The organism is Massilia pseudoviolaceinigra (genome assembly GCF_030846505.1).
GTDB classification, from domain to species: Bacteria; Pseudomonadota; Gammaproteobacteria; order Burkholderiales; family Burkholderiaceae_D; genus Telluria_A; species Telluria_A violaceinigra.
The window spans coordinates 24,206-46,930 of record NZ_JAVCWL010000017.1; the positions used below are offsets into that span (position 1 = coordinate 24,206).

Below are 22,725 nucleotides of genomic sequence, written 5' to 3' on the forward strand. Positions count from 1 at the left end.
GTCTGACCGGGAAAAACGAACGCTTCTCTGCGCGTTCTCAATCGCGCTCAGCTCTGCGGTAAATCCGGCGCAATGCCGGCCGTGGCCGCCAGTGCCTGCTCGCGGCAGATGCGGTCGACCGTTTTCAACAGCACCGGCATGCGGTGCGGCCCGTGCATGGCCGCGATGTGTTCCTTGGCCTCCGCCAGCTCAAGCCCGATGCAGGTGATGAACAAAGGCTTGATGCTGTCGCCGCGCAGCAGCTTGTAATCGTCGCCAATGCCCGCGAAGGAAGTTTTCGCCACGCCGATGACCTTTGCTTTCCCGTCGAGCGCATCGTACAGATACTTGCCCAGGCCGGCATGGGCATGCCCGTCGAGGAACACAAAGCCATCGATGACAATGTACTCCGGAAGCTGGTCGAGTTCGCGCAGCAGGGCCAGGATGCATGGCAGCTCGCGCTTGTAGAATTCCCCCGGAACATACTCGCCGACGCCGGCCTGCTTTTTGCAGATAGTCGCCGCTGGCGTCAATGCATCCCAGCGCTCGAACAGCAACCCCGCGGCATAGCCGCAATCCGCATCGTATTGCACGTCGACTGCTAATATCATCAAGCATTTCTCCTTGGGCGGAAACGAAGCCGGCCGTCAATAATGCTCAACCGGGGTCTGACCCCGGTTGAGCAACGTTGACGGCCGGTATGGATGCGAACGATGTCGCAGAGCCTACGGCAGGTATCAGCCCGCCAGCTTTTTCTTGAGCAGCTCGGTCAGCTCGGCCGGGTTGGCCTTGCCTTTGGATGCCTTCATGGCCTGGCCGATCAGCGCGTTGATGGCCGCTTCCTTGCCGGCGCGGTATTGCTCGACCGATTTGGCGTTGGCCGCCAGCACGTCGTCGACGATCTTTTCCAGCGCACCGCTGTCGGAGATGGTCACCAGATCTTTTTCCTTGATGACCACATCGGCGATGTTTTCATCGTTCGACTTGGCTTCCCACATGCCCGCAAACACTTCCTTGGCGCTCTTGGTGGAAATCGTGCCGTCGGCGATGCGCTTGATCATCAGCGCCAGTTGCGATGCTTCCACCGGCGAATCGGCGATGTCGACGTTTTCGCGGTTCAGGGTCGAGGCCACGTCACCCATCAGCCAGTTGGCCGCGGTCTTGGCTTGTTCCTTGCCGGTCTTGGCGACCACGGCTTCGAAGTACGCGGCCATCTCTTTCGACGAGGTCAGGAACAGGCTGTCGTATTCCGGCAAGCCATAGTCGTTCGCGAAGCGCGCGCGCATCGCGGCCGGCAGTTCCGGCATGTCGGCCTTGATGCGCGCGACCCACTCGTCGGAAATGAGCAGCGGCGGCAAGTCCGGATCGGGGAAGTAGCGGTAATCCTGCGCATCTTCCTTGGTACGCATCGAGCGCGTTTCTTTCTTGTCCGGGTCCCACAGGCGCGTGGCTTGCTGCACTTTGCCGCCATCTTCGATCAGGTCGATCTGGCGCCGCACTTCATAGGCGATCGCTTCTTCCATGAAACGGAAGGAGTTCAGGTTCTTGATTTCGCAGCGGGTGCCCAGTTCCGTCGTGCCAACCGGACGCACCGAGACGTTGACGTCGCAGCGGAACGAGCCTTCCTGCATGTTGCCGTCGCACACGCCCAGCCACACGACCAGGGTATGCAGTGCCTTGGCATACGCCACGGCCTCGGCCGCGCTGCGCATTTCCGGCTCGGACACGATTTCCAGCAGCGGCGTGCCGGCGCGGTTCAGGTCGATCCCGGTCATGCCGGCATAATCTTCGTGCAGCGACTTGCCGGCGTCTTCTTCCAGGTGGGCGCGCGTCAGGTTGACGGTCCTGGTCTGGAACTGGCCATCTTTTTCGAAGCCGAAGGTGAGCTGGCCGCCAATGACGACCGGATCGGCAAACTGGCTGATCTGGTAACCCTTGGGCAAATCCGGGTAAAAGTAGTTTTTGCGCGCAAACACCGATTCCGGCGCGATTTTTGCGTCGACCGCCAGGCCGAAACGGATCGCGCGTTCGACCGCGCCGCGGTTCATCACCGGCAGCACGCCCGGCAGCGCCAGGTCGACCGGGCTGGCCTGGGTGTTCGGCTCGGCGCCGAACTGAATCGAACTGCCGCTGAAAATCTTGGAGTTGGTCGTGAGCTGCACGTGGTTCTCAAGACCGATGACGACTTCCCATTGCATAGTGTTCTCTTTTCTTGTCAGGTTGCCGGTGCGCACGCGGTGCGCACCCGGCGAAATCAGATGCCGGCCGGCGCGCGGGTGTGCCAGTCGGTCGCCAGCTGGTACTGGTGGGCAATATTGAGCAGCTTGGCTTCGGCAAAGTAATTGCCGATGATTTGCAGGCCCACCGGGCGCTTGCTGTTCTTTTCGCCCTGGCCGAAGCCGCACGGCACTGACATGCCGGGCAGGCCGGCCAGGCTGGTCGAGAGCGTAAAGATGTCGGCCAGGTAGTTGGCCACCGGGTCGTTGGCCTTGTCGCCCAGGTCCCAGGCGACGGTCGGCGCGACCGGGCCCATGATCACGTCGCAGGTGTTGCCCAGCGCGGCCTGGAAGTCGTCGGCGATCAGGCGCCGGATCTTCTGGGCCTGCAGGTAGTAAGCGTCGTAGTAGCCATGGCACAGCACGTAGGTGCCGACCAGGATGCGCCGCTGCACTTCGGGACCGAAGCCTTCGGCGCGCGACTTTTTGTACATGTCTTCGAGGTTCTTGTATTCGCTGGCGCGGTGGCCGTAGCGCACGCCGTCAAAGCGCGACAGGTTCGACGACGCTTCCGCCGGGGCGATCACGTAGTACACAGGAATCGAGAGCGCCGTTTTCGGCAGCGAAATGTCAACCAGGGTTGCGCCCAGCTTCACAAATTCGTCGAGCGCGGCGCGCACCGCCTGTTCGACATCGGCCGCCAGGCCTTCGCCGAAATATTCTTTTGGCAAGCCGATGCGCAAGCCCTTGAGCGGCGCATTCAGGTCGCGCGTGAAGTCTTCGCGCACATTGCCCTGTTCGGCCGTCAGGCTGGTCGAGTCGCGCGCGTCGAAGCCGATCATTTCATTGAGCAGCATGGCGCAGTCTTCGGCGCTCTGGGCGATCGGGCCGCCCTGGTCGAGCGAGGACGCGAACGCGATCATGCCGAAGCGCGATACGCGCCCGTAGGTCGGCTTGATGCCGGTCACGCCGCAGAACGCGGCCGGCTGGCGGATCGAGCCGCCGGTATCGGTGGCGGTGGCGGCCGGCGCCAGGCGCGCGGCAATCGCCGCGGCCGAGCCGCCCGACGAGCCGCCCGGCACGGCCAGCGTGTCCCAGGGATTCTTGACGGCGCCAAAGGCCGAGTTTTCGTTCGACGAGCCCATCGCGAATTCGTCGCAATTGAGCTTGCCCAGGGTGACCATGCCGGCGCGGTTGAATTTGTCGACCACGGTGGCGTCGAACGGGCTGGTGTAATTGGCCAGCATCTTCGAGCCGGCCGTCGAACGCCAGCCTTTGGTGACGAAAATATCCTTGTGCGCGATCGGAATGCCGGTCAGCGGACCGGCGTTGCCGGAGGCGAGGCGCACATCGGCGGCGCGCGCTTGTTCAAGCGACAAGGCTTCGTCGACCTGCAGGAAGGCGTTCAGGTCGCTTGCTTTGGCGCGCTGCAGGAAGTGGGTGGTCAGCTCAAGGGCTGAAACCTGTTTCGCGTGCAGGAGCGCGGACAGCTGTTGAATGGTTTTTGTATGCATGGCGGAGACTCGGCTGACGTAATTGCTCGGTTTGCCCGGTAGTGTGACCGGTATGGGGCGACGCGCACGGCGCGGCGCCCGGACGAAGAGGGTGGGCGGCCGTTATTCGATCACTTGCGGCACCAGATACAGGCCGTCCTGGGTCTTCGGCGCCGGCGCCTGGTAGGCTTCGCGGGCGTTTTCCTCGGTCACGACATCGTCGCGCAGGCGCAACGGCAGCTTGCCCAGGATGGCCGCGAGCGGGTGCGACAGCGGCTCCACGCCGGTGGTGTCGACATCCTTCATCTGCTCGGCCAGCGCGAAAATACCGTTCAGTTCCGCCAGCGCGATGTCGGCGTGGGCCTCGTCCATCTCGAGTTTGGACAGATAGGCGATTCGATTTACATCTGATAGTGTCAGGGACATGAAATTTGCGCGGCGCGGGCCGCGTTCAAAATGTGGTGGACGAATAGTGAAGTTTCGATAACAGAGCGCTAAAGCCGATAAAAGCTTCCTAAAGGCCCTGATCTCACAGGGGGAATACGCGCGCAAAACACCGGTTTTTCAGCGATTAACGCGCAAATTATAAGGTAGAATGGCGGGCTAATGCGTTGTCGGCGCCGAATAGGAGTGGCCGCAGCATGCAAACGGCCGTGCCGGTGCGGGAAGGTAGCGCGCGGCGGCTGTTTATTTCGTAGCGTTTTTCTACTCATTTTAATGCTTACGCGCAGCCCGTTGCGCATCAGGACACTCATGTTTGGTTTTTTACGCAGCTACTTTTCCAGCGATCTGGCCATTGACCTCGGTACGGCGAACACCCTGATTTATGTACGCGGCGAGGGCATCGTCCTGGACGAACCTTCCGTCGTTGCGATCCGCCAGGAAGGCGGCCCGAACGGCAAAAAGACGATTCAGGCAGTCGGCAAACAGGCAAAGCAAATGCTCGGCAAGGTCCCGGGCAATATCGAGGCGATCCGCCCGATGAAAGATGGCGTGATCGCCGACTTCACCGTCACCGAGCAGATGCTCAAGCAGTTCATCCGCATGGTGCACAACACCAAGGTCTTCCGTCCTTCCCCCCGCATCATCATCTGCGTTCCCTGCGGTTCGACCCAGGTCGAGCGGCGCGCGATCCGCGAATCGGCGCTCGGCGCCGGCGCTTCCCAAGTCTACCTGATCGAAGAACCGATGGCCGCGGCCATCGGCGCCGGCCTGCCGGTGTCGGAAGCGACCGGCTCGATGGTGGTCGACATCGGCGGCGGCACCACCGAAGTGGGCATCATTTCGCTGGGCGGCATGGTCTATAAGGGCTCGGTACGGGTGGGCGGCGACAAGTTCGACGAAGCCATCGTCAACTACATCCGCCGCAACTACGGCATGCTGATCGGCGAACAGACGGCCGAAGCGATCAAGAAGGCCATCGGTTCGGCCTTCCCCGGTTCGGAAGTGAAGGAAATGGAAGTCAAGGGCCGCAATCTGTCCGAAGGCATCCCGCGTTCGTTCACCATTTCGTCGAACGAGATTCTCGAAGCGCTGACCGACCCGCTCAACAACATCGTCTCGGCCGTCAAGAACGCGCTCGAGCAGACCCCGCCGGAACTGGGTGCCGACATCGCCGAAAAAGGCATGATGCTCACCGGCGGCGGCGCCCTGCTGCGCGATCTCGACCGCCTGCTGATGGAAGAAACCGGCCTGCCGGTGCTGGTGGCCGAAGATCCGCTGACCTGCGTGGTGCGCGGCTCCGGCATGGCGCTCGAGCGGATGGACAAGCTGGGTTCGATTTTCTCGTACGAGTAAGTCCGAGCCCGCCGCGTAGCGAGCCGCGACCGCGCCCGCTTGCACTGCCGGCGCGGCCGGCGTACCGTTCAGATCTTCGGCTTGCAATGCGTTGACCAACCCGGACAGACCAGGTTGGACAATGTGTGCAAGCCGGAGGTCTGACCCCGTGCCGCCCCGGGACAGGTTGTTAGCACCGATTATTGGATTTCATGGAATACAGTCCTCCGCCACTCTTCAAGCAAGGCGCCCCAGCCCGGGTCAAGGTGACGGTTTTCGCGTTTATTTCGATCGCCCTCCTGATGATCGACGCCCGCGTCCATGCGCTGGCCACGGTGCGCCAGGTGGCCGGCACCGTCCTGTATCCGCTGCAAATGGCGGCCCTGATGCCGCGCGAGGCGCTGGCCAACATGGGCAACTACTTCTCTTCAATTTCCTCGCTCAAGCAGGAAGTGCGCGAGCTCCAGGTCGCCCAGGTCGCCGTCGCCGAAAAACTCCAGCAAGCCCAGCTCCAGAGCGCGGAAAACGCCCAGTTGCGCAAACTGATGGGCGCGCGCGAGCATGTACCGGTCAAGACCATGCTCAGCGAGATCCTGTACGACGCGCGCGACAGTTCCAGCCGCAAGATCGTGCTCGACCGCGGCAGCCAGAACGGCGTGGCGCTCGGCCAGCCGGTGATCGATAACGCCGGCGTGGTCGGCCAGGTCACGCGCGTATTCCCGTTCACCGCCGAAGTCACCCTGCTGACCGACCGCGAACAGGCCATTCCCGTGCAGGTGCTCAGAAATGGCTTGCGCAGCGTGGCCTACGGGCGCGGCCAGTCCGGCACGCTCGACCTGCGCTTCGTCGCGCCGAACGCCGACATCCAGGTCGGCGACGTGCTCATTACCTCGGGCATGGACGGGGTCTACCCGGCCGGCCTGGCCGTGGCCAAGGTCACCAAGGTCGAGAACAGCGCCGCCGGCGCCTTTGGCGGCGTGGTGTGCCAGCCGCTGGCCGGCATCGACCGCAACCGCCATGTGCTGATCCTGACCACGCTGCCGCAAGTGCCGGCGCGCCCGCCTGAAGAGCCGCCGGTGCCGTCCAAGAAAAACCTTCCCAAGATGACACCGATCAAGGAGGGCGCCGTCCCGCTTGCCGCCGACGCGCCGAAAGCGGCGGCGCCGGTGGCGCCCGCCGCCAGGACGCCGGCCACGCCGTCGCGTGCGCCCGCCACGCCGGCCCGCGCGCCGGCGCCGGCGGTTCCCGCGCCAGCCGGCGCGGCGCGTCCGCTGCCCGCCGCGGCTGCGCCAGCCGCCGCACCCGCGCCCGCACCCAAGGAAGCGACCCGATGAACCGCCCGCATTACATCCTGCTGCCCGTCAGTCCGCTGTTCATTACCTTCAGCCTGACCTGCGCCTTCATGCTCAATCTGCTGCCCTGGGGGCACTGGATCGGCGCGCCCGACTTCGTGGCGCTGGTCCTGGTGTTCTGGGGCATCCACCAGCCGCGCAAGGTCGGCATCGGCGTCGCCTTTTTCATGGGCCTGCTGATGGACGTGCACGACGCCACCCTGCTCGGCGAGAACGCGCTCGCCTACACGCTGCTGTCCTACCTGGCCATCATGATTCACCGGCGCGTGCTGTGGTTTCCGGTGCTGACCCAGGCGCTGCACGTGTTTCCGCTGCTGCTGGCCACCCAGGCCATCCAGGTCATCGTGCGCGTGATCGTCTCGGGCAAATTCCCCGGCTGGATGTACTTCATCGAGAGCGTGGTGGGCATCGCGCTGTGGCCGGTGATTACCTGGATGCTGCTGGCGCCCCAGCGGCGCGCCGTCGACCGCGACCATACGCGCCCGATCTGATGGTGCGGCTGCGTCATGACTGAAATAACCAACAACGACCGCGAAATCCACCTGTTTCGCCTGCGCGTGGTGGCGCTGATCGCGCTCGTCTTCGTCTGCTTCGGCGCGCTGGTGGCGCGCCTGGTGTTCCTGCAGGTGGTCAAGCACGACGATTTCGCGGCGCTGGCCGAAGACAACCGCATCGCCATCGTGCCGATCGTGCCCAACCGCGGCCTGATCGTCGACCGCAAGGGCGTGGTCCTGGCGCGCAACTACTCGGCTTACACGCTCGAAATCACCCAGTCCAAGCTGCGCAACACGCTCGACTCGGTGATCGACGAATTGTCGACGCTGATCGAGATCGAGCCCAAGGATCGCAAGCGCTTCAAGACCCTGCTGGCCGAGTCGAAGAATTTCGAGAGCGTGCCGCTGCGCACCCGCCTGACCGACGACGAAGTGGCGCGCTTCGCTGCCCAGCGCTTCCGTTTTCCCGGGGTCGAGGTGCAGGCGCGCCTGTTCCGCCAGTACCCGCTGGGCGAAACCGCCTCGCACGTGATCGGCTATATCGGCCGCATCAACCAGAAGGAAGCCAAGGAACTCGAAGAGCGGCCCGACAAGGCGAACTACAACGGCACCGACCATATCGGCAAGGAAGGGCTGGAAAAGAGCTACGAAGCGCAGCTGCACGGGCGCACCGGCTACCAGAAGATCATTCGCACCGCCAGCGGGCGCGCGGTCAGCATTTTGTCGCGTACGGAAGCGACCGCCGGCAGCAACCTGATTCTGTCGATCGACATCGAACTGCAAAAGATCGTCGAAGAAGCCTTCGGCGAGTACCGCGGCGCGCTGGTCGCCATCGAACCGGAGACGGGCGACATCCTGGCGTACGTGTCGCGTCCCGGGTTCGACCCGAACCTGTTCGTCGACGGCATCGACACCCAGAGCTGGAACGAACTCAATACCTCGCTCGACCGCCCGCTGATGAACCGTCCGCTGCAGGGCACCTATCCGCCCGGATCGACCTTCAAGCCGTTCATGGCGCTGGCCGCGCTGGAACTGGGCAAGCGCACGCAGAACCACACGATTTCCGACGCCGGCTATTTCACCCTGGGCGGCCACACCTGGAAAGACGACAAGGTGGGCGGGCACGGCATGGTCAGCCTGACCGATTCCATCATCGTCTCGTGCAATACCTACTATTACCAGCTCGGCAACGACCTCGGCATCGATGCGATCCACGACTTCATGAAGCCGTTCGGTTTCGGCCAGAAGACCGGGATCGACCTGGAGAACGAAAAAATTGGCGTGCTGCCGTCGAAAGACTGGAAGCGGGCGCGCTTCGCCAAGAACAAACTGATGCAGACCTGGGTCGGCGGCGACACCGTCAATATCGCCATCGGGCAGGGCTTCAACAGCTTCACCATCCTGCAGCTGTCGCACGCGGTGGCCACCCTGGCCAACAACGGCGTGGTCATGAAGCCGCACCTGGTCAAGATTGTCGAAGACAGCAGCACGCGCGCGCGCGCCCTGACGGTGCCGAAGGAAAGCGCGCGCATCCCGCTAAGCCAGGGCAACATCGATTTCATCAAGCGCGCCATGGTCGGGGTGTCCGAGCGTGGCACCGGAAAGACCGCGTTTGCGAACGCCGGCTACATCGCCGCCGGCAAGACCGGCACCTCGCAGGCGGTGGGCCTGCGCCGCGGCGAGAAGTACAACGCCAAGAACGTCAACGAACGCCTGCGCGACAACGCGCTGTACATCACCTTCGCGCCGGCCGACAAGCCGCGCATCGCCGTGGCGCTGATCGTCGAAAACGCCGGCTTCGGCGGCGTGGTGGCGGCCCCGATCGCGCGCAAGGCGCTCGACTACTACCTGCTGGGCAAGCGCCCGGTGGGCAAGGACGGCACCAAGGTGCCCAAGGAAGACGTGGAACTGTTGCCGCTGGAAGAACTGAAGACCGATACGGCCACCGAAATGCCATACAAGCCGGGCGCCGAAACGCCGGCACCGAAGGAGTGACGGCCATGCGCATCAATGAACGGCGCTCGCTGTGGCGGCGCGCCAAGCCTTACCTGCTGGTGTTCGACGCGCCGCTGGCCATGGTCATCTTCCTGCTGCTCGGTACCAGCCTGGTGACAATGTACTCGGCCGGCGCCGATTTCCCCGGCCGCATCGAAGGCCAGTTGCGCAACATGATGATCGCGTTCGTGGTCATGTGGCTGGCGGCCCAGGTGCCGCCGCAAACCCTGATGCGCCTGGCCGTGCCGATCTACACGGTCGGCGTGACCTTGCTCATTGCAGTGTTCCTGTTCGGCGTGATCAAGAAGGGCGCGCGCCGGTGGCTGCACATCGGCTTCGACATCCAGCCGTCCGAGATCATGAAAATTGCCATGCCGCTGATGCTGGCCTGGTACTTCCACCAGAAGGCGGGACTGGTGCGCTGGCATTCGTTCATCATCGCCACCGTGCTGCTGGCCGTCCCCGTGGGCCTGATCCAGCTGCAGCCCGACCTGGGTACCTCGCTGCTGGTGCTGGCGTCGGGCTTCTACGTGATCTTTCTGGCCGGGCTGTCGTGGAAGGCGCTCATCGGCCTGTTCGTGGCCGGCGCCGCCAGCTTGCCGGTGGCCTGGTCGCTGATGCACGACTACCAGCGCGAACGGGTGATGACCCTGATCGATCCGAACGCTGACCCGCTGGGCAAGGGCTTCCACATCATCCAGTCGGTCATCGCGATCGGCTCGGGGGGATTGAGCGGCAAGGGCTGGATGAAGGGCACCCAGGCCCACCTCGAATTCATCCCCGAACGCACCACCGACTTCATTTTCTCGGTCTTTGCGGAGGAGTTCGGGCTGGTCGGCTTCCTCGGGCTGCTGCTCCTGTACCTGCTGCTGATCGGGCGCGGCCTGATGATCGCGGCCAACGCACCGACCCTGTTCGCGCGCCTGCTGGCCGGCGCCATCACGATGATCTTCTTTACGTACGCCTTTGTGAACATGAGCATGGTCAGCGGCATCCTGCCGGTGGTGGGCGTGCCGCTGCCGTTCATGAGCTACGGCGGGACCGCTTTTGTGACCCTCGGACTGGGGGCAGGTATACTGATGAGTATCCAGCGGCATCGCAAGCTGGTGCAAACCTGACCCCGGAGACACGATGGCGGTAACACGAACGCTTACACCTTCCATTGCGCTGAGCGCACTGGCCTTGCTGCTGACCGCCTGCGCCACCGACCCGGAAGGCCACCGGCGCATGCTGCCGATGCCCGCCCCGGGCACCCCGGCGGCCAAACACGGCGATGTCGGCAAGGACCTGCCGCGCATGCCGCGTGCCGGTTCCGGGCGCGGCGGCTACTACCAGGATGACGGCCCGGGCGACAATCCGCCGGCCAACCTGCTCGACGTGCCCGACGCCGTGGTCAAGGCCGAACCGTATGCGCGCTACGCCAACCGGCCCTACGTCGTCTTCGGCAAGACCTACACGCCGATATTGCACGAGCAGCCATTCCGGCAGCGCGGCGTGGCGACCTGGTACGGCAAAAAATTCCATGGCCAGAAAACCTCGTCGGGAGAACTGTACGACATGTACAAGATGACGGCGGCCCATCCGACCCTGCCGATTCCTTCGTACGCGCGCATTACCAGCCTCGATAGCGGCAAGCAGGTGGTCGTGCGCATCAACGACCGCGGCCCCTTTCACTCGAGCCGCGTGATCGACGTGTCGTACACGGCGGCGCTCAAACTTGGCCTGCTCGGCAGGGGCAGCCACACGGTGGAAGTGGAACGGCTGCTGCCCAACGCGCAGGAACGCATCGCCACCATCCGGCGCCTGGCGCCGGAGCCGGACGGGGAAGTGAGCACGATGGCGGTGGACATGCCGCCGCCGGGCGAAAGCAGCGCGATCACGGTGACGGCTCCCGCCTCGGTCCCCGCACTGGCGAGCGCGCCAGTGGCGGCGCCGCCGACGGCGCTGACGCAGCCGGGGTTTTACCTGCAGCTGGGCGCATTTGCCCGGGCCGACAAGGCGGCCGATGTGCGCGCCCAGATCGCTGCCACGGGCGGAGCGCTTTCCGCCGTCGAAGTGGTGCAGGGCGGTGCGCTGCACCGCCTGTTCAGCGGCCCGTTCCCGAGCCGGGCCGACGCCATGCAGGCGTTGCGCGATTTGCCATCGACCCTGCGCCTGAAACCCATCGTCGTACAGCGCTGAGTGGAAGAGCCGTCATTCCCGCGCCAAGGCTGCCCTCGGCGCGAATGACGATGTGCCTTATTTGCAGCTGCGCGATTGCTGGTCCGGAAAGCGCGCCACGATCGCATCGACCTTGGCCTTGGCGGCCGGTTCCAGCGCGCGGAAGCGGTAGGCCATTTTGGTCGCCTGGCCGGTGCGTCCAGCCACCTTGGCGCCGACCACGCCCTGCTTGGTGAGCGTTGCCAGCAAGGTCTGGGCCGACGTCTCCGACTTGAACACGCCCAGTGAAATTGCATACTTCATCGGGCTGTTGTCGTTCATGATAAAGAAGCTGGTGATGCCGAGTTCCTTCAGCTCGGCCGCCTTGCGGTCGGCCGCTTCCTTGCTGCCCGGCGAAGGGATGAACACGATATGGCTGGTGACCTCGGGGACGGCGACGTTTTCGCGCGTCTGGCGCTGGCCCAGCGCCAGCGGCGAGAGCATGGCTTCGAAGCGGCGCGCTTCCGGCGGCGCGAAATTTCCAACCAATGTGCAGGCAACCAGGTCCGGCTTCGGCTCCGGCTTGGGTTCCGGCTTCGGCTCGGCGGGCGCCGGCACCGCGGCGGCGGGCTTGTTCATGACCAGCACCGGCGTTGGCGGGGCGACCACCGGCTCGGGTTCGGCCGCCGCTTCCGCATCCGGCGATGGCAGCGGGCGCGCGGCGACCAGCTTGATGTTCTCGGTGGCGAGCTGGTTGCGCATGCGGCCCGGCTCGCGCTCGTTTTCCCTGAAGTTGCCGAGCATGCCCTGGCCGTACGCGAACAGCACGGCATTGATGGCAAGGAGGGTCCAAAATATGAATTTCAACACGGGCTATCCTGGAGTGGCGAAGACGTGACGGTGGAATGAAGGCCGATCAGGACGATATTATCGACGATCCGGTGATCGATCGGGAGCCTGAGCACGGGGCCGATGTACTGGGCCGCGCCGCCCGAGACGATGCAGGCGGTCGCGCCATGCAGGGCGCAGGCGCGTTCGATGGCGCCGGCCTGCGCCGACAGGCAACCCGACAAAATGGCGTCGGCGGTATTGTCGGCAAAGCCGGCCGGCAGGGTGGCGCCCGGCGCAACCTCTGGCAGCTGCGCCGTATTGCGCGCCAGCGAGGTGGCCATCAGGCCCAGGCCGGGCAGGATCATCCCGCCCAAGAACACCCCGTCGGCGCTGACGGCGTCGATGGTGGTGGCGGTGCCGCAGGTGGCGACGATGAGCGCCCGGCCCGGCGCCAGCGCGCGCGCGCCAAGCGCCGCGGCGAAACGGTCGCAGCCGAGCTGGGATGGATTGCGGTAGGCGTTGCGCATGCCGGCCAGCTGCGCCGTCGATGCGAACCAGCTGATCGCGGTGGTCGGAATCATCAGCTGCAGCTGGTCGCGCAGCTTGCTGCCGGCGACGTTCGACACCAGCGCGCGGTTGACGCCGTGCTGCGCCCAGCTGGCCGGCAGGTGATTGAGGTCGGCGTGGGCGACGGCGCCGCTGGCGATCCAGACGCCAGGCGCGGCGCCGTCCTCGGCCAGCGCCCATTTGATACGCGTATTGCCGGCGTCGATCAGCAGCAGCATCTCAGTGCTCCCGCACGCGCAGCGACACGTCGCCGGCGACGATGGCGATGCGCCCGCCCGCCGTGTCGAGCAGCAGGCGCGCGCCGTCGTCGACGCCGGCGGCCACGCCTTCATGCAGGGTGGCGCCGCGGTCGATGATGACGACCGGCAGACCATGGTAAGCATGCAGGCGGTTCCAGCGTGCGCAGAAGGGCGCAAAGCCGCCGTGCGCGAACTGCCCGAGGTTGGCCGCCAGCACGCCGAGCAGCTGCGCCATGAGCGCATTGCGGTCCATCTGCGCCAGCCACGGTGCGGCCGCCACGCTGCGGCCGATGCGCTGTTCCATTTCGTCGGGCATGAGCAGATTGAGGCCGACGCCGATCACCGCCCACACGCCGCCGCCGGGCGCAGCCTGGGTTTCGATCAGCACGCCGGCCAGCTTGGCGCCGTCGCGCAGCACGTCGTTGGGCCACTTGAGCTGGACCGGCACGCCGAGCGCGCCGAGGGCGTCGGCCAGCGCCACGCCGACGGCCAGCGGCAGGCCGGCCAGCTCGCGCAGCGGTCCGGCAAAATGCCACGCCAGCGAAAACGTCAGGGCCGAACCGGGCGCCGACAGCCAGCTGCGCCCGGCGCGGCCGCGCCCGGCCGTCTGGTGCACGGCCACGCGCAGCACGGGGCGCGCAAGGCCGGCGGCGCGCGCCAGCAGGTCGGCGTTGGTCGATCCGGTTTCGGCCACGACTTCGATATCGATGCCGGCCTGGTCCAACGCACCGTAGTGGCGGGCGACCGTGGCGGCGTCCATGCCCGGGCTGGAAGGGGTGGCGAGGGCGTGGCTCATGGGGTTTCCTTGCGCGCCTTGTGGGGCGCGTTGACGAAGGCCAGGTCGTACAGGGTATCGGGCAACAGCCGCAGCAGCTTGGCCACCACCCCCATCTGCCACGGGATGACGCGGTACCTGGAGCCGGCGTCGATGGTGCGCACGGCCCTGGCGGCAAAGCGCTGCGGCGACATCAGGAAAGGCATCGGATAGGCGTTGTGTCTGGTCATGGGGGTATCGATGTAGCCGGGCGCGATGGTCACCACCTTGACGCCGTGCGGCTTGAGTTCGAGCCGCAGCGACTCGCAATAGCAGCGCAGCGCCGCCTTGGACGCGCTGTAGGCGCCGGCGCCGGGCAGGCCGCGCACGCCGGCCACGCTGCCGATGCCGACCAGGCGGCACGGCGTCGCCTGGGCTTTCATGGTGGCGATGAAGGGCGCGAAGGTGGCCACGGTGGCGCTCACGTTGGTGGCCAGGATGGCGTCGAACACCGGCATGTCTTCGGCATATTCGGTCAGGGTGCCGACCGAAATGCCGGCGCAGGCGATGACGATATCGGCGCCGCCGAGGCGTTCGATGAAGTCAAGGGCGGCCGCCGCCAGCGCGGCGCGGTCGGTGACGTCGAGCGCATACACCGCATGGCGTTCGGGATTGGGCAATTGCGCGCGCAGGGCCTCGAGCGCGTCGCGGCGGCGGGCCACCAGGCCGACGGTCGCGCCGCGCGCGGCGTACTCGCGCGCGAGCGCCGCACCGAGCCCGCTCGACGCGCCGGTGATGAACACGCGGTTCATTGGGCGCGCGCCGGCATGGTTATTTCTTTTCCGCTGCCGCTTTGGCGACCAGATGATCCATCACTTGCAGCGCCATTTGCTGTTGCTGCGCTTCGGTGGCGGCGCTCGCGCTGGCGCCGGCCAGGTGGGGCGAGGTGAGGTACTTGCCGCCGACGGCCACCTGCGGCCACTCTCTGATCTGGTACGACGCCACCATGCCGTTGGCGCGCGACAGCCTGGCCTGGATACCGAAGGAGCGGTACACATCGATGAATCTGGCCCGGTCGATGCCGGCGCTGGCGGCCCAGTCGAACACCTGTTCATCGTTGCCAAAGCGCTGGTGCTGCTGGTGCAAGGCGGCGAATACCTTGGCGTGGTATTGCGGCACCAGGCCCATCGACTCGAGCGTGTAGTACAGGCGCTGCTGCGGCACCACGGCCGGCGTGTGGCCGAGGTGGACGCGCTTGAAGACGATCTTGTCGCCCTGCTTTTTCACCCACTCGGCCAGCGCCGGCTCGAAGCTGGCGCAGTGAGGGCAGTAGTAGGCGAAAAATTCGGTGACTTCGACTTTCTGGCCGGCGTCGGTGTTTTGCGCCTCGGGCAGCGTCACGTAGTCGGTGCCGCTGACCGGCGCTTCGGGCGAGGCCGTGGCGTGGGTAGCGGCGCCGCACAGGGCCAGCGCGAGCATGATCTTGAAAAGAGTGGGCATGCGGGTTTCCGTGGTGTCGTGGGTTATTTCTGGTTGCGCACGATGGCGACGTCGATGCCGGCGTCGACCAGCTTGGCGCGCGCCTTGTTCATCGCCTCGACCTGACCGTAGGGGCCGATGCGTACCCGGTGCAGCACGCCGCTGTCGTTGGCGCGCTCGCTGATGACGGCCTCGAAGCCGAGCAGGGCGAGCTTGGCGCGGGTGTTCTCGGCGTCGGCCACTTCGCGGAAGGCGCCGGCCTGCAGGTAGTAGGTGATCTTTTCCTCGGCCGGTTCGGCCGCCGCGGTCGGGGTCACATTCTGGGCCGATGGCGCTGCGGCGACCTGGGTTGGCGCCGGTGCAGGTGCCGGTGCCGGCGCCAAGGCGGGCTTTTCCTTCATGTTGGCGATGGCCGCGCCCAGCGGATCGGCTTCGGCCGGGGTGGCGGCCTTGGGCTTGTCGGTGATCTGCTTGTTGGCGGCGCGCGCCGCTTCCTTGTTCCCGTACAGCGGCTTGTTCGGATCGGCCGCCTGGCCGGCGGTCGGCTCGCCCATCTTGCCGGCCTTGCCGGTTTTATCGGTAAAGGGCGTGGCGCCCTTGGTGATCGCCAGCGCGACCGCGACAGCGATCACCAGGCCCACGATCAGGCCGATGACGATGCCGGTGAGGGTATTGCCTTGCTGGTGCTTGAGCGGTAGTTTGAGCCGGGGGCGGGAATCGCGTGTCATTGGAGCTTTCAATCGAAGAAGCGGTTACATTTTTTCCGGCGCCGACACGCCGATCAGGGCCAGGCCGTTGCGCAGCACCTGGCGCGTGGCGGCGATCAGCGCCATGCGGGCAAGTTTGAGCGGCTCATTATCTTCGACAAGCACGCGTTCGGTGTTGTAGAAGCTGTGCAGGTCGGCCGCCAGCTCGCGCAGGTAGAAGGCCACCTGGTGCGGACCGAGCTCGCTGCGGGCGCGCGCCAGCATGTCGGGATAGGCCGCCAGGTTGGCCAACAAGGCCATCTCAGTGGGAGCGGTCAGAGGCGCCAGGTCGACCGACGACAGCGAGGACAGATCGTCGCTGAACTTGTCGAGTACGCGGCAGATGCGGGCGTGCGCGTAATGCACGTAGTGCACTGGGTTTTCGTCGGTGGTCTTGAGGGCGACGTCGACGTCGAATACGAACTCGGTATCGGCCTTGCGCGATATGAGGAAGAAGCGCACCGCGTCGCGGCCCTTGTCGATGTCGCCGTTGCCCGACCATTCGATCAGGTCGCGCACCGTCACGTAGGAACCGGCGCGCTTGGAGATCTTGACCTCTTCGCCATCCTTCATCACGGTAACCATCTTGTGCAGCACGTAGTCGGGGTAGCCCTGCGGGATCTCCAGGCCGACCGCCTGCAGGCCGGCGCGCACGCGTGCGATGGTGCCGTGGTGGTCGCTGCCCTGGATGTTGATGGCCTGGGTGAAGCCGCGCTGCCATTTGACGATGTGGTACGCCACGTCCGGCACGAAGTAGGTGAAGCCGCCTTCGGACTTGCGCATCACGCGGTCCTTGTCGTCGCCGTAGTCGGTGGTGCGCAGCCACAGCGCGCCATCGAGCTCATAGGTCTTGCCGGCCTTGATCAGCGCGTCGACGGCTTTTTCCACCTTGCCGTCGGCGTACAGGGACGACTCGAGGTAGTAGTTATCGAACTTCACGCCAAAGGCTTGCAGGTCGATATCCTGTTCGTTGCGCAGGTAAGTGACGGCGAACGGGCGGATCGAATCGAGATCGTCGACGTTGCCGCTGGCGGTGGCGGGCAAGCCGTCGCTGGCCGAGACGGTTTTGCCGGCCAGGTAATCGGCGGCGATATCGGCGATGTAGTCGCCGTTGTAGGCCGACTCGGGCCATTCGGCGTCGTCCGGCTTGAAGCCGCGCGCGCGCGCCTGGACCGAATTGGCCAGGGTGGCGATCTGCACGCCGGCGTCGTTGTAATAGAACTCGCGGGTGACGGCGTAGCCTTGCGAATCGAACAGCGCGGCCAATGCGTCGCCCAGCGCGGCCTGGCGGCCGTGGCCGACGTGCAGCGGGCCGGTCGGATTGGCCGAGACGAATTCGAGGATGACTTTCTTGCCGGCGCCGGCGTCGCTGCGGCCGTAAGCCTGGCCTTCGGCGAGGATGGTCTTGACGACCGACTGCTTGGCGGCGGCGGCCACGCGCAGGTTGATGAAGCCGGGGCCGGCGATATCGGCGCTGTCGATGAGGGCCTTGCCGGCCGGGTTGTCGAGCAGCCCGGTGACGATTTTCTGGGCCAGTTCGCGCGGATTCATCTTGAGCTGCTTGGCCAGCTGCATGGCGATATTGCAGGCGATGTCGCCGTGCGACGGATCGCGCGGGCGCTCGAGGACGACGGATGGCGTGATGCCGGTGCCGTCGAGGACAGGGGCGAGGGCGGCCTGGAACAGGGCGACGATTTCTTGTTTTTGTGAGGCGAGCATGAGCGGTGATCTGTAGAGTAGTCGAGCGGTGGCAGTGCCACGGGCAATAGTAGCTCAATTATACTGGTTTGCCGCCCCTCTGAGTCCGCCCTCGCAGCCCATCGCCGCCGCCACCTCCTTCAAAAATTCCTTAACCGGGGTCAGAGCTCTGACTAGCAACAAAAATACAATTCCTTAACCGGGGTCAGAGCTCTGACTAGCAACAAAAATACGGCTGATCAGCGCTTTGTCCGCAAAGAATGCGCTCAAGCAGCGCACGCACAGTGCCATGCCCCGAGAACAGCCTGGAGCTGCCTTCCTCTCTGTGGAAACGGTGATTACAGGCAAAATGTTTCTAATTAAAGCTCTGACCCCGGTTGTACGAAAGCTCTGACCCCGGTTCTAGGATTTCAGCCCATCGGCCACGTCACTTTCCCACCCAAATGGTGTTGAACGGGACGGGATGTTGCGAGATCGGGGGCTGGCCCGGGTTTTGCAAGGTTGGACGTTGGAAGAATGTGTTGTCATAAAGGATCGTTTAAGCCTGTGCGGGGGCTAACCCGGTACAATTGCACCTTTATAAAGTAGCGCTAAGCCGACCCGACCATGACTAACAAGCGTCCGACGCTCTCCATCAAACCCGCCGCAGCCAAAGCGGACAAGCCGGCAGCGCCGCGCATGCGCGCCAGTTTCGAGGTCAAGCCCGTGCTGCAGCCAGGCTATCGCCCCGATCTGAAGCCTGATTCGCTCGCGCTGTGCCTGCTCGGCGCGGCCAATGCCGTGGCCCAGGTGCGCGGCGGCGCAGCCCTGCCGCAGGCGCTGCTGACCGCATTCGGCGTGACCGCCGCCGCGCCCCAGGCGCGCGGGGCGATCCAGGATATCGCGTACCGCACCATGCGCCAGCTCGGCCGCAGCGAGACCCTGCTCGGCCTGATGACATCAAAAGCGCCGGAGCCGCCGATGCTGGCCAGCCTGCTGTGCTGCGCCCTGACCCTGATCGACACCCCGGATGGCGCCGAGCCGCCGTATGAAGTATTTACCGTCGTCGACCAGGCCGTCACGGTGGCCAGTTCGCACCCCGACATGGCGCACGCCAAGGGCATGGTCAACGCCGTGCTGCGCCGCTTCCTGCGCGAACGCGAGGAGCTGCTCAAGACGGCGCTGATGCAGCCGGTGGCGCAATGGAATTATCCGCAGTGGTGGATCGACGCCGCCAAGGCCGCCTATCCGGCCAACTGGCAAGCCATCCTCGCGGCCGGCAACGCCCAGCCGCCGTTGACCTTGCGCGTGAACGTGCGCAAGACCACGGTCGAGGCATATATACAGTTGCTGGCCGACGCCGGCATGGCGGCCACGCAAATCGGCCCGTCCGCGGTGCGCCTCGAGAAGGCCCTGGGCGTGGCCCTGATTCCCGGTTTCGACGAGGGCCTGGCCTCGGTGCAGGACGCCGGCGCGCAGCTGGCCGCGCCGCTGCTCGATGTGCAGGACGGCATGCGCGTGCTGGACGCCTGCGCCGCCCCCGGCGGCAAGACGTGCCATCTGCTGGAACTGGCGCAGCTGGAGCTGACCGCGCTCGATTCGGACCCCAAGCGCCTTGAGCGCGTGGGCGAAAACCTGGAACGCCTGGGTTTGAGCGCGACGCTCAAGGCGTTCGAGGCGCAGACCAGCGTGTGGTGGGACGGCCAGCAGTTCGACCGCATCCTGGCCGACGTGCCGTGCACGGCGTCGGGCATCGTGCGGCGCCACCCCGACATCCGCTGGCTGCGGCGCAAGGGCGATGCACTCCAACTTGCAACACTTTCGGCCAAAATTCTCGACAACCTTTGGCAGATGCTGCGCCCGAATGGTAAATTGCTGTTCGTGACATGTTCGCTCTGGCCCCAGGAATCGGAGGCGCAGGCCGCCGCATTCGCGGTGCGCCACAATGCGACCCGCCTCGCCGCGCCGGGACAGTTGCTTCCGACCGGTACCGCCGTGCAGGATCATGACGGATTGTTCTACGCCCTGTTTCAAAAAAACGCGACGTAACAGGTCCTTCGACTATGCGAACTTTTAAAACTCTGGCCCCCCTGTGACATTACGATTTTTCCGCCTTCTCGCCTGCCAGCTGCTGCTGATGTTCGCGTCCGTATACGCGTGCGTGCCGGCGTGGGCGGCGGGAGTGGTGGACGTCACGCATGCGCATATCGAGGCGACCGACGATGGCTACCGCCTGGCGGCCAGCTATGCCTTCGAGCTCAACGAGGGGCTGGAAGACGCCATCAAGCATGGCGTGCAGCTGTACTTCACCACCGAAATCGAACTGACCCGCCCGCGCTGGTACTGGTATGACGACAAGGCGGTGTCGGCGCGCCAGACCATCCGTATCTGGTACAACGTGCTCACGCGCCAGTACCACGTGTCGGTACTGGGCAGCATGGCGCAGAGTTTTCTCACCCTGGAGGACGCGATGGTGCTGATCCGCCGTCCCAGCCGCTGGGTGATCGCGCCGAAAGGGGCGCTCAAGCGCGGCGAGACCTACAACGTTACCCTGCGCATGTTCATGGACCGCGAACTGCTGCCCAAGCCGATGCAGGTCAATGCGCTGAACAATTCCGACTGGCGCCTTGCTTCCAAGAACAAAACCTTCCCCTACACGGCGGAATAAGCGGTGAATCAAGCCTTGCGCTATGCAGTGATCGTCGGCGCCGCTGTCGTCAGCATCCTGCTGTTCCTGCTCGCCTCGGCGTCCGACAATTCCGGCTTCTTCGACCGTTACTACACCTGGCTGCTCGGCCTGAACGCGGCGGTGGCCGGCGCGCTGCTGGTATTCGTGGTGGTGGCGCTGGCGCGCCTGTATTCGCGCTACAAGAGCGGCAAGTTCGGCTCGCGCCTGATGGCGCGCCTGGTGATCCTGTTCGCCGGCATCGGCATCCTGCCCGGCCTGGTCATCTTCCTGGTGTCGGTGCAGTTCGTATCCAATTCGATCGAGTCCTGGTTCAACGTGAAGATCGAGGATGCGCTGGAATCGGGCGTGAGCCTGGGCGTGGCCGCGCTCGACCAGGCGCGCAGCGAACTGGGCGCCGTCGGCGAGATCAGCGCGGCCACCATCGCCGGCCAGGATGTGGTGGCGTCGCACGATATCCTCACGCGCCTGGTGCAGGAACAGGAGGGCATGCTCAGCGCGGTCGTCATCGGCCAGGATGGCAGGATGATCACCAGCGCGGTCCAGGGACGGCGCGACCTGAAAGCCGATCTGCCCACGCCCGCCATGCTGCTGCAGGCGGTGATGCCGGGCGGGTATTCGGTGGCCGAGGGCGGGGTGGAGCGCGATTTCAAGGATGTCAACGGCAACCACGGCCCGCCGGCCAATGCGCTCGACGGCGCCACCAGCCTGCGCCTGCGCGTGGTGCTGGCCATTCCCGAGCCGCCGGGCGCGGCGCCGCGCTTCCTGCAGCTGATGCAGTCAGTGCCGGTCAAGCTGGCGCTCAACGCCGAGGTGCTGCGCAACGCCTACAGCGAGTACCAGGAGCGCTACGTGGCGCGCACCGGCCTGCGCAAGATGTATATCGAGACGCTGACCTTGACCTTGCTGCTGGCGATCTTCGGGGCGATCGCCAGCGCGTTCGTGATCGCCGGTAAACTGGCGCAGCCGCTGCTGGTGCTGGCCGAGGGCACGCGCGCGGTGGCCGAGGGCGACCTGTCGCCGCGCCCGATCGTGGCCACCTCCGACGAATTGGGCACGCTCACGCAATCGTTCAACACCATGACCGGCCAGCTGTTCGAGGCGCGCAGCGCGGTCGAGCGCAACCGGGCCGCCCTGCAGAGCGCCAAGGCGCACCTCGAATCGGTGCTGGAAAACATGTCGGCCGGCGTGATCGTGCTCGACGCCGATTCGAAACTGGTCAGTTCCAACGAGGCGGTCGAGCGCATCCTGCAGCACGACGTGGCCGGCCACATGGGCATGGCGCTGGCCGCCATCGACGGGCTGGAAATGTTCGCGCAAGCCATCGCCAAGGCGTTTTCGACCCAGAGCGCGCAGAGCGCGGCCGGTTCGCCCCGCAAGCAGACCCACTGGCAGCAGCAGATCGAAATCCCGCGCCGGCTCGGCACCAGCGACGACCATGACATCACCCTGCTGGCGCGCGGCTCGCGCCTGCCGGTGGGCGCCGGCAGCGGCTACATCGTGGTGTTCGACGATATTTCCGATGTGATCTCGGCGCAGCGCTCGATGGCCTGGGGCGAAGTGGCGCGGCGCCTGGCGCACGAGATCAAAAATCCGCTCACGCCGATCCAGCTGTCGGCCGAGCGCATGCAGATGAAGCTCGAATCGCGCCTGCAAGGGACCGACCGCGACCTGCTCAACAAGGGCACGGCGACCATCGTCAACCAGGTCGACGCCATGAAGCGCATGGTCGACGACTTCCGCGACTATGCCAAGGCGCCGCCGGCGGTGCTCGACAAGCTCGATCTCAATGCCCTGGTCGGCGAAATCCTGCATATGTACCTATCCGGCGACGAAAGCGATATTATTCATGCTGAGCTTGCCGATAACCTGCCGGCGGTCATGGGCGATGCGACCCAATTGCGCCAGGTGATCCACAATCTGCTGCAAAATGCGCAGGATGCGATGAGCGAGCGCGGTCCTGACGCGGCAGCGGCGCGCATCGATATCACGACCGAAGCGATTCATTACCAGGGGGCGAACGGGGCCGGAACCGCGGTGCGCCTGTCGATTGTCGATAACGGGCCGGGATTCGCCCCTAAAATCCTGTCGCGCGCATTCGAGCCGTATGTCACCTCGAAGGTGCGCGGGACCGGGCTGGGACTGCCGATGGTGAAGAAAATCGTCGATGAACACGGCGGCAAGATCGAGATACAGAACCGCAGTGACGGAACTGGCGCGTCGGTGTTGATTTTACTGTTAAAGTTAGCACCGGCCAGCGTTGTGGCGTAAGCGTTGAACTAAGAATAAAATCGCGGCTGTG

Annotated in this window: 20 protein-coding genes; 9 read left to right on the forward strand and 11 right to left on the reverse strand. The window is 65.2% G+C overall.

All coding sequences use genetic code 11. The features are described 5' to 3' along the window. Nucleotides 1–47: 47 nt before the first annotated feature. The 4 genes from RBA40_RS17475 to gatC form a co-directional block, all read right to left on the reverse strand. On the reverse strand, nucleotides 48–590 hold the full coding sequence (locus tag RBA40_RS17475; protein WP_306649184.1) for an endonuclease V: 543 nt from the start codon (nucleotides 588–590) through the stop codon (nucleotides 48–50). Nucleotides 591–716: 126 nt separating this feature from the next. After that, complete coding sequence (gene gatB, locus RBA40_RS17480; protein ID WP_306649062.1) at nucleotides 717–2,177, reverse strand: Asp-tRNA(Asn)/Glu-tRNA(Gln) amidotransferase subunit GatB; 1,461 nt, start codon at nucleotides 2,175–2,177, stop codon at nucleotides 717–719. Between the two features lie 56 nt (nucleotides 2,178–2,233). Next, nucleotides 2,234–3,709, reverse strand: coding sequence for an Asp-tRNA(Asn)/Glu-tRNA(Gln) amidotransferase subunit GatA (gene gatA, locus RBA40_RS17485; protein WP_306649063.1), 1,476 nt, complete (start codon nucleotides 3,707–3,709; stop codon nucleotides 2,234–2,236). Between the two features lie 102 nt (nucleotides 3,710–3,811). Beyond that, the gene (gene gatC / locus RBA40_RS17490) at nucleotides 3,812–4,114 is read right to left on the reverse strand and encodes an Asp-tRNA(Asn)/Glu-tRNA(Gln) amidotransferase subunit GatC (protein WP_099874230.1); all 303 of its coding nucleotides are present in this window, start codon (nucleotides 4,112–4,114) and stop codon (nucleotides 3,812–3,814) included. Between the two features lie 327 nt (nucleotides 4,115–4,441). Between gatC and RBA40_RS17495 the strand changes: the two genes are divergently transcribed. From RBA40_RS17495 to RBA40_RS17520, 6 genes are all read left to right on the forward strand, one after another. After that, on the forward strand, nucleotides 4,442–5,485 hold the full coding sequence (locus tag RBA40_RS17495; protein WP_099874231.1) for a rod shape-determining protein: 1,044 nt from the start codon (nucleotides 4,442–4,444) through the stop codon (nucleotides 5,483–5,485). Between the two features lie 191 nt (nucleotides 5,486–5,676). Next, nucleotides 5,677–6,798, forward strand: coding sequence for a rod shape-determining protein MreC (gene mreC, locus RBA40_RS17500; RefSeq protein ID WP_306649064.1), 1,122 nt, complete (start codon nucleotides 5,677–5,679; stop codon nucleotides 6,796–6,798). Then, nucleotides 6,795–7,307: a rod shape-determining protein MreD gene (mreD, locus tag RBA40_RS17505; protein WP_099874233.1), complete on the forward strand. Its 513-nt coding sequence runs from the start codon at nucleotides 6,795–6,797 to the stop codon at nucleotides 7,305–7,307. The genes mreC and mreD overlap by 4 nt, the downstream gene beginning before the upstream one ends. A gap of 15 nt (nucleotides 7,308–7,322) precedes the next feature. Beyond that, nucleotides 7,323–9,305, forward strand: coding sequence for a penicillin-binding protein 2 (gene mrdA, locus RBA40_RS17510; protein ID WP_306649065.1), 1,983 nt, complete (start codon nucleotides 7,323–7,325; stop codon nucleotides 9,303–9,305). 5 nt (nucleotides 9,306–9,310) lie between these two features. Then, entirely contained in the window at nucleotides 9,311–10,423 is a 1,113-nt protein-coding gene (gene rodA, locus RBA40_RS17515; RefSeq protein WP_306649066.1) for a rod shape-determining protein RodA, read from the forward strand. Between the two features lie 13 nt (nucleotides 10,424–10,436). Continuing rightward, complete coding sequence (locus tag RBA40_RS17520; RefSeq protein WP_306649067.1) at nucleotides 10,437–11,486, forward strand: septal ring lytic transglycosylase RlpA family protein; 1,050 nt, start codon at nucleotides 10,437–10,439, stop codon at nucleotides 11,484–11,486. A 57-nt stretch (nucleotides 11,487–11,543) separates the two neighbouring features. On the opposite strand, the gene RBA40_RS17525 is transcribed toward RBA40_RS17520, so the two are convergent. Genes RBA40_RS17525 through argS form a run of 7 tightly spaced genes read right to left on the reverse strand, consistent with a single transcriptional unit; the run spans nucleotide 11,544 to nucleotide 17,779 of the window. Beyond that, nucleotides 11,544–12,314: an SPOR domain-containing protein gene (locus tag RBA40_RS17525; RefSeq protein ID WP_306649068.1), complete on the reverse strand. Its 771-nt coding sequence runs from the start codon at nucleotides 12,312–12,314 to the stop codon at nucleotides 11,544–11,546. Further along, nucleotides 12,308–13,060, reverse strand: a complete 753-nt coding sequence (locus RBA40_RS17530; protein ID WP_306649069.1) for a type III pantothenate kinase — start codon at nucleotides 13,058–13,060, stop codon at nucleotides 12,308–12,310. Before RBA40_RS17530 ends, RBA40_RS17525 begins: the two co-directional genes overlap by 7 nt. Nucleotide 13,061: 1 nt before the next feature. Further along, nucleotides 13,062–13,841: a biotin--[acetyl-CoA-carboxylase] ligase gene (locus RBA40_RS17535; RefSeq protein WP_306649185.1), complete on the reverse strand. Its 780-nt coding sequence runs from the start codon at nucleotides 13,839–13,841 to the stop codon at nucleotides 13,062–13,064. A gap of 32 nt (nucleotides 13,842–13,873) precedes the next feature. Further along, on the reverse strand, nucleotides 13,874–14,647 hold the full coding sequence (locus RBA40_RS17540; RefSeq protein WP_306649070.1) for an SDR family oxidoreductase: 774 nt from the start codon (nucleotides 14,645–14,647) through the stop codon (nucleotides 13,874–13,876). Nucleotides 14,648–14,666: 19 nt separating this feature from the next. Further along, the gene (locus RBA40_RS17545) at nucleotides 14,667–15,335 is read right to left on the reverse strand and encodes a thiol:disulfide interchange protein DsbA/DsbL (RefSeq protein WP_306649071.1); all 669 of its coding nucleotides are present in this window, start codon (nucleotides 15,333–15,335) and stop codon (nucleotides 14,667–14,669) included. 23 nt (nucleotides 15,336–15,358) lie between these two features. After that, nucleotides 15,359–16,042, reverse strand: a complete 684-nt coding sequence (locus RBA40_RS17550; RefSeq protein WP_306649072.1) for an SPOR domain-containing protein — start codon at nucleotides 16,040–16,042, stop codon at nucleotides 15,359–15,361. 24 nt (nucleotides 16,043–16,066) lie between these two features. Continuing rightward, nucleotides 16,067–17,779, reverse strand: coding sequence for an arginine--tRNA ligase (gene argS / locus RBA40_RS17555; RefSeq protein ID WP_306649073.1), 1,713 nt, complete (start codon nucleotides 17,777–17,779; stop codon nucleotides 16,067–16,069). Nucleotides 17,780–18,364: 585 nt separating this feature from the next. Here argS and rsmB point away from each other — a divergent pair. The 3 genes from rsmB (at nucleotide 18,365) to RBA40_RS17570 (ending at nucleotide 22,694) form a co-directional block, all read left to right on the forward strand. Then, the gene (gene rsmB / locus RBA40_RS17560; protein ID WP_306649074.1) at nucleotides 18,365–19,786 is read left to right on the forward strand and encodes a 16S rRNA (cytosine(967)-C(5))-methyltransferase RsmB; all 1,422 of its coding nucleotides are present in this window, start codon (nucleotides 18,365–18,367) and stop codon (nucleotides 19,784–19,786) included. 88 nt (nucleotides 19,787–19,874) lie between these two features. Next, nucleotides 19,875–20,405, forward strand: coding sequence for a DUF4390 domain-containing protein (locus tag RBA40_RS17565; protein WP_306649075.1), 531 nt, complete (start codon nucleotides 19,875–19,877; stop codon nucleotides 20,403–20,405). Between the two features lie 3 nt (nucleotides 20,406–20,408). Continuing rightward, entirely contained in the window at nucleotides 20,409–22,694 is a 2,286-nt protein-coding gene (locus tag RBA40_RS17570) for a sensor histidine kinase (RefSeq protein WP_306649076.1), read from the forward strand. The last annotated feature ends 31 nt before the right edge of the window (nucleotides 22,695–22,725 follow it).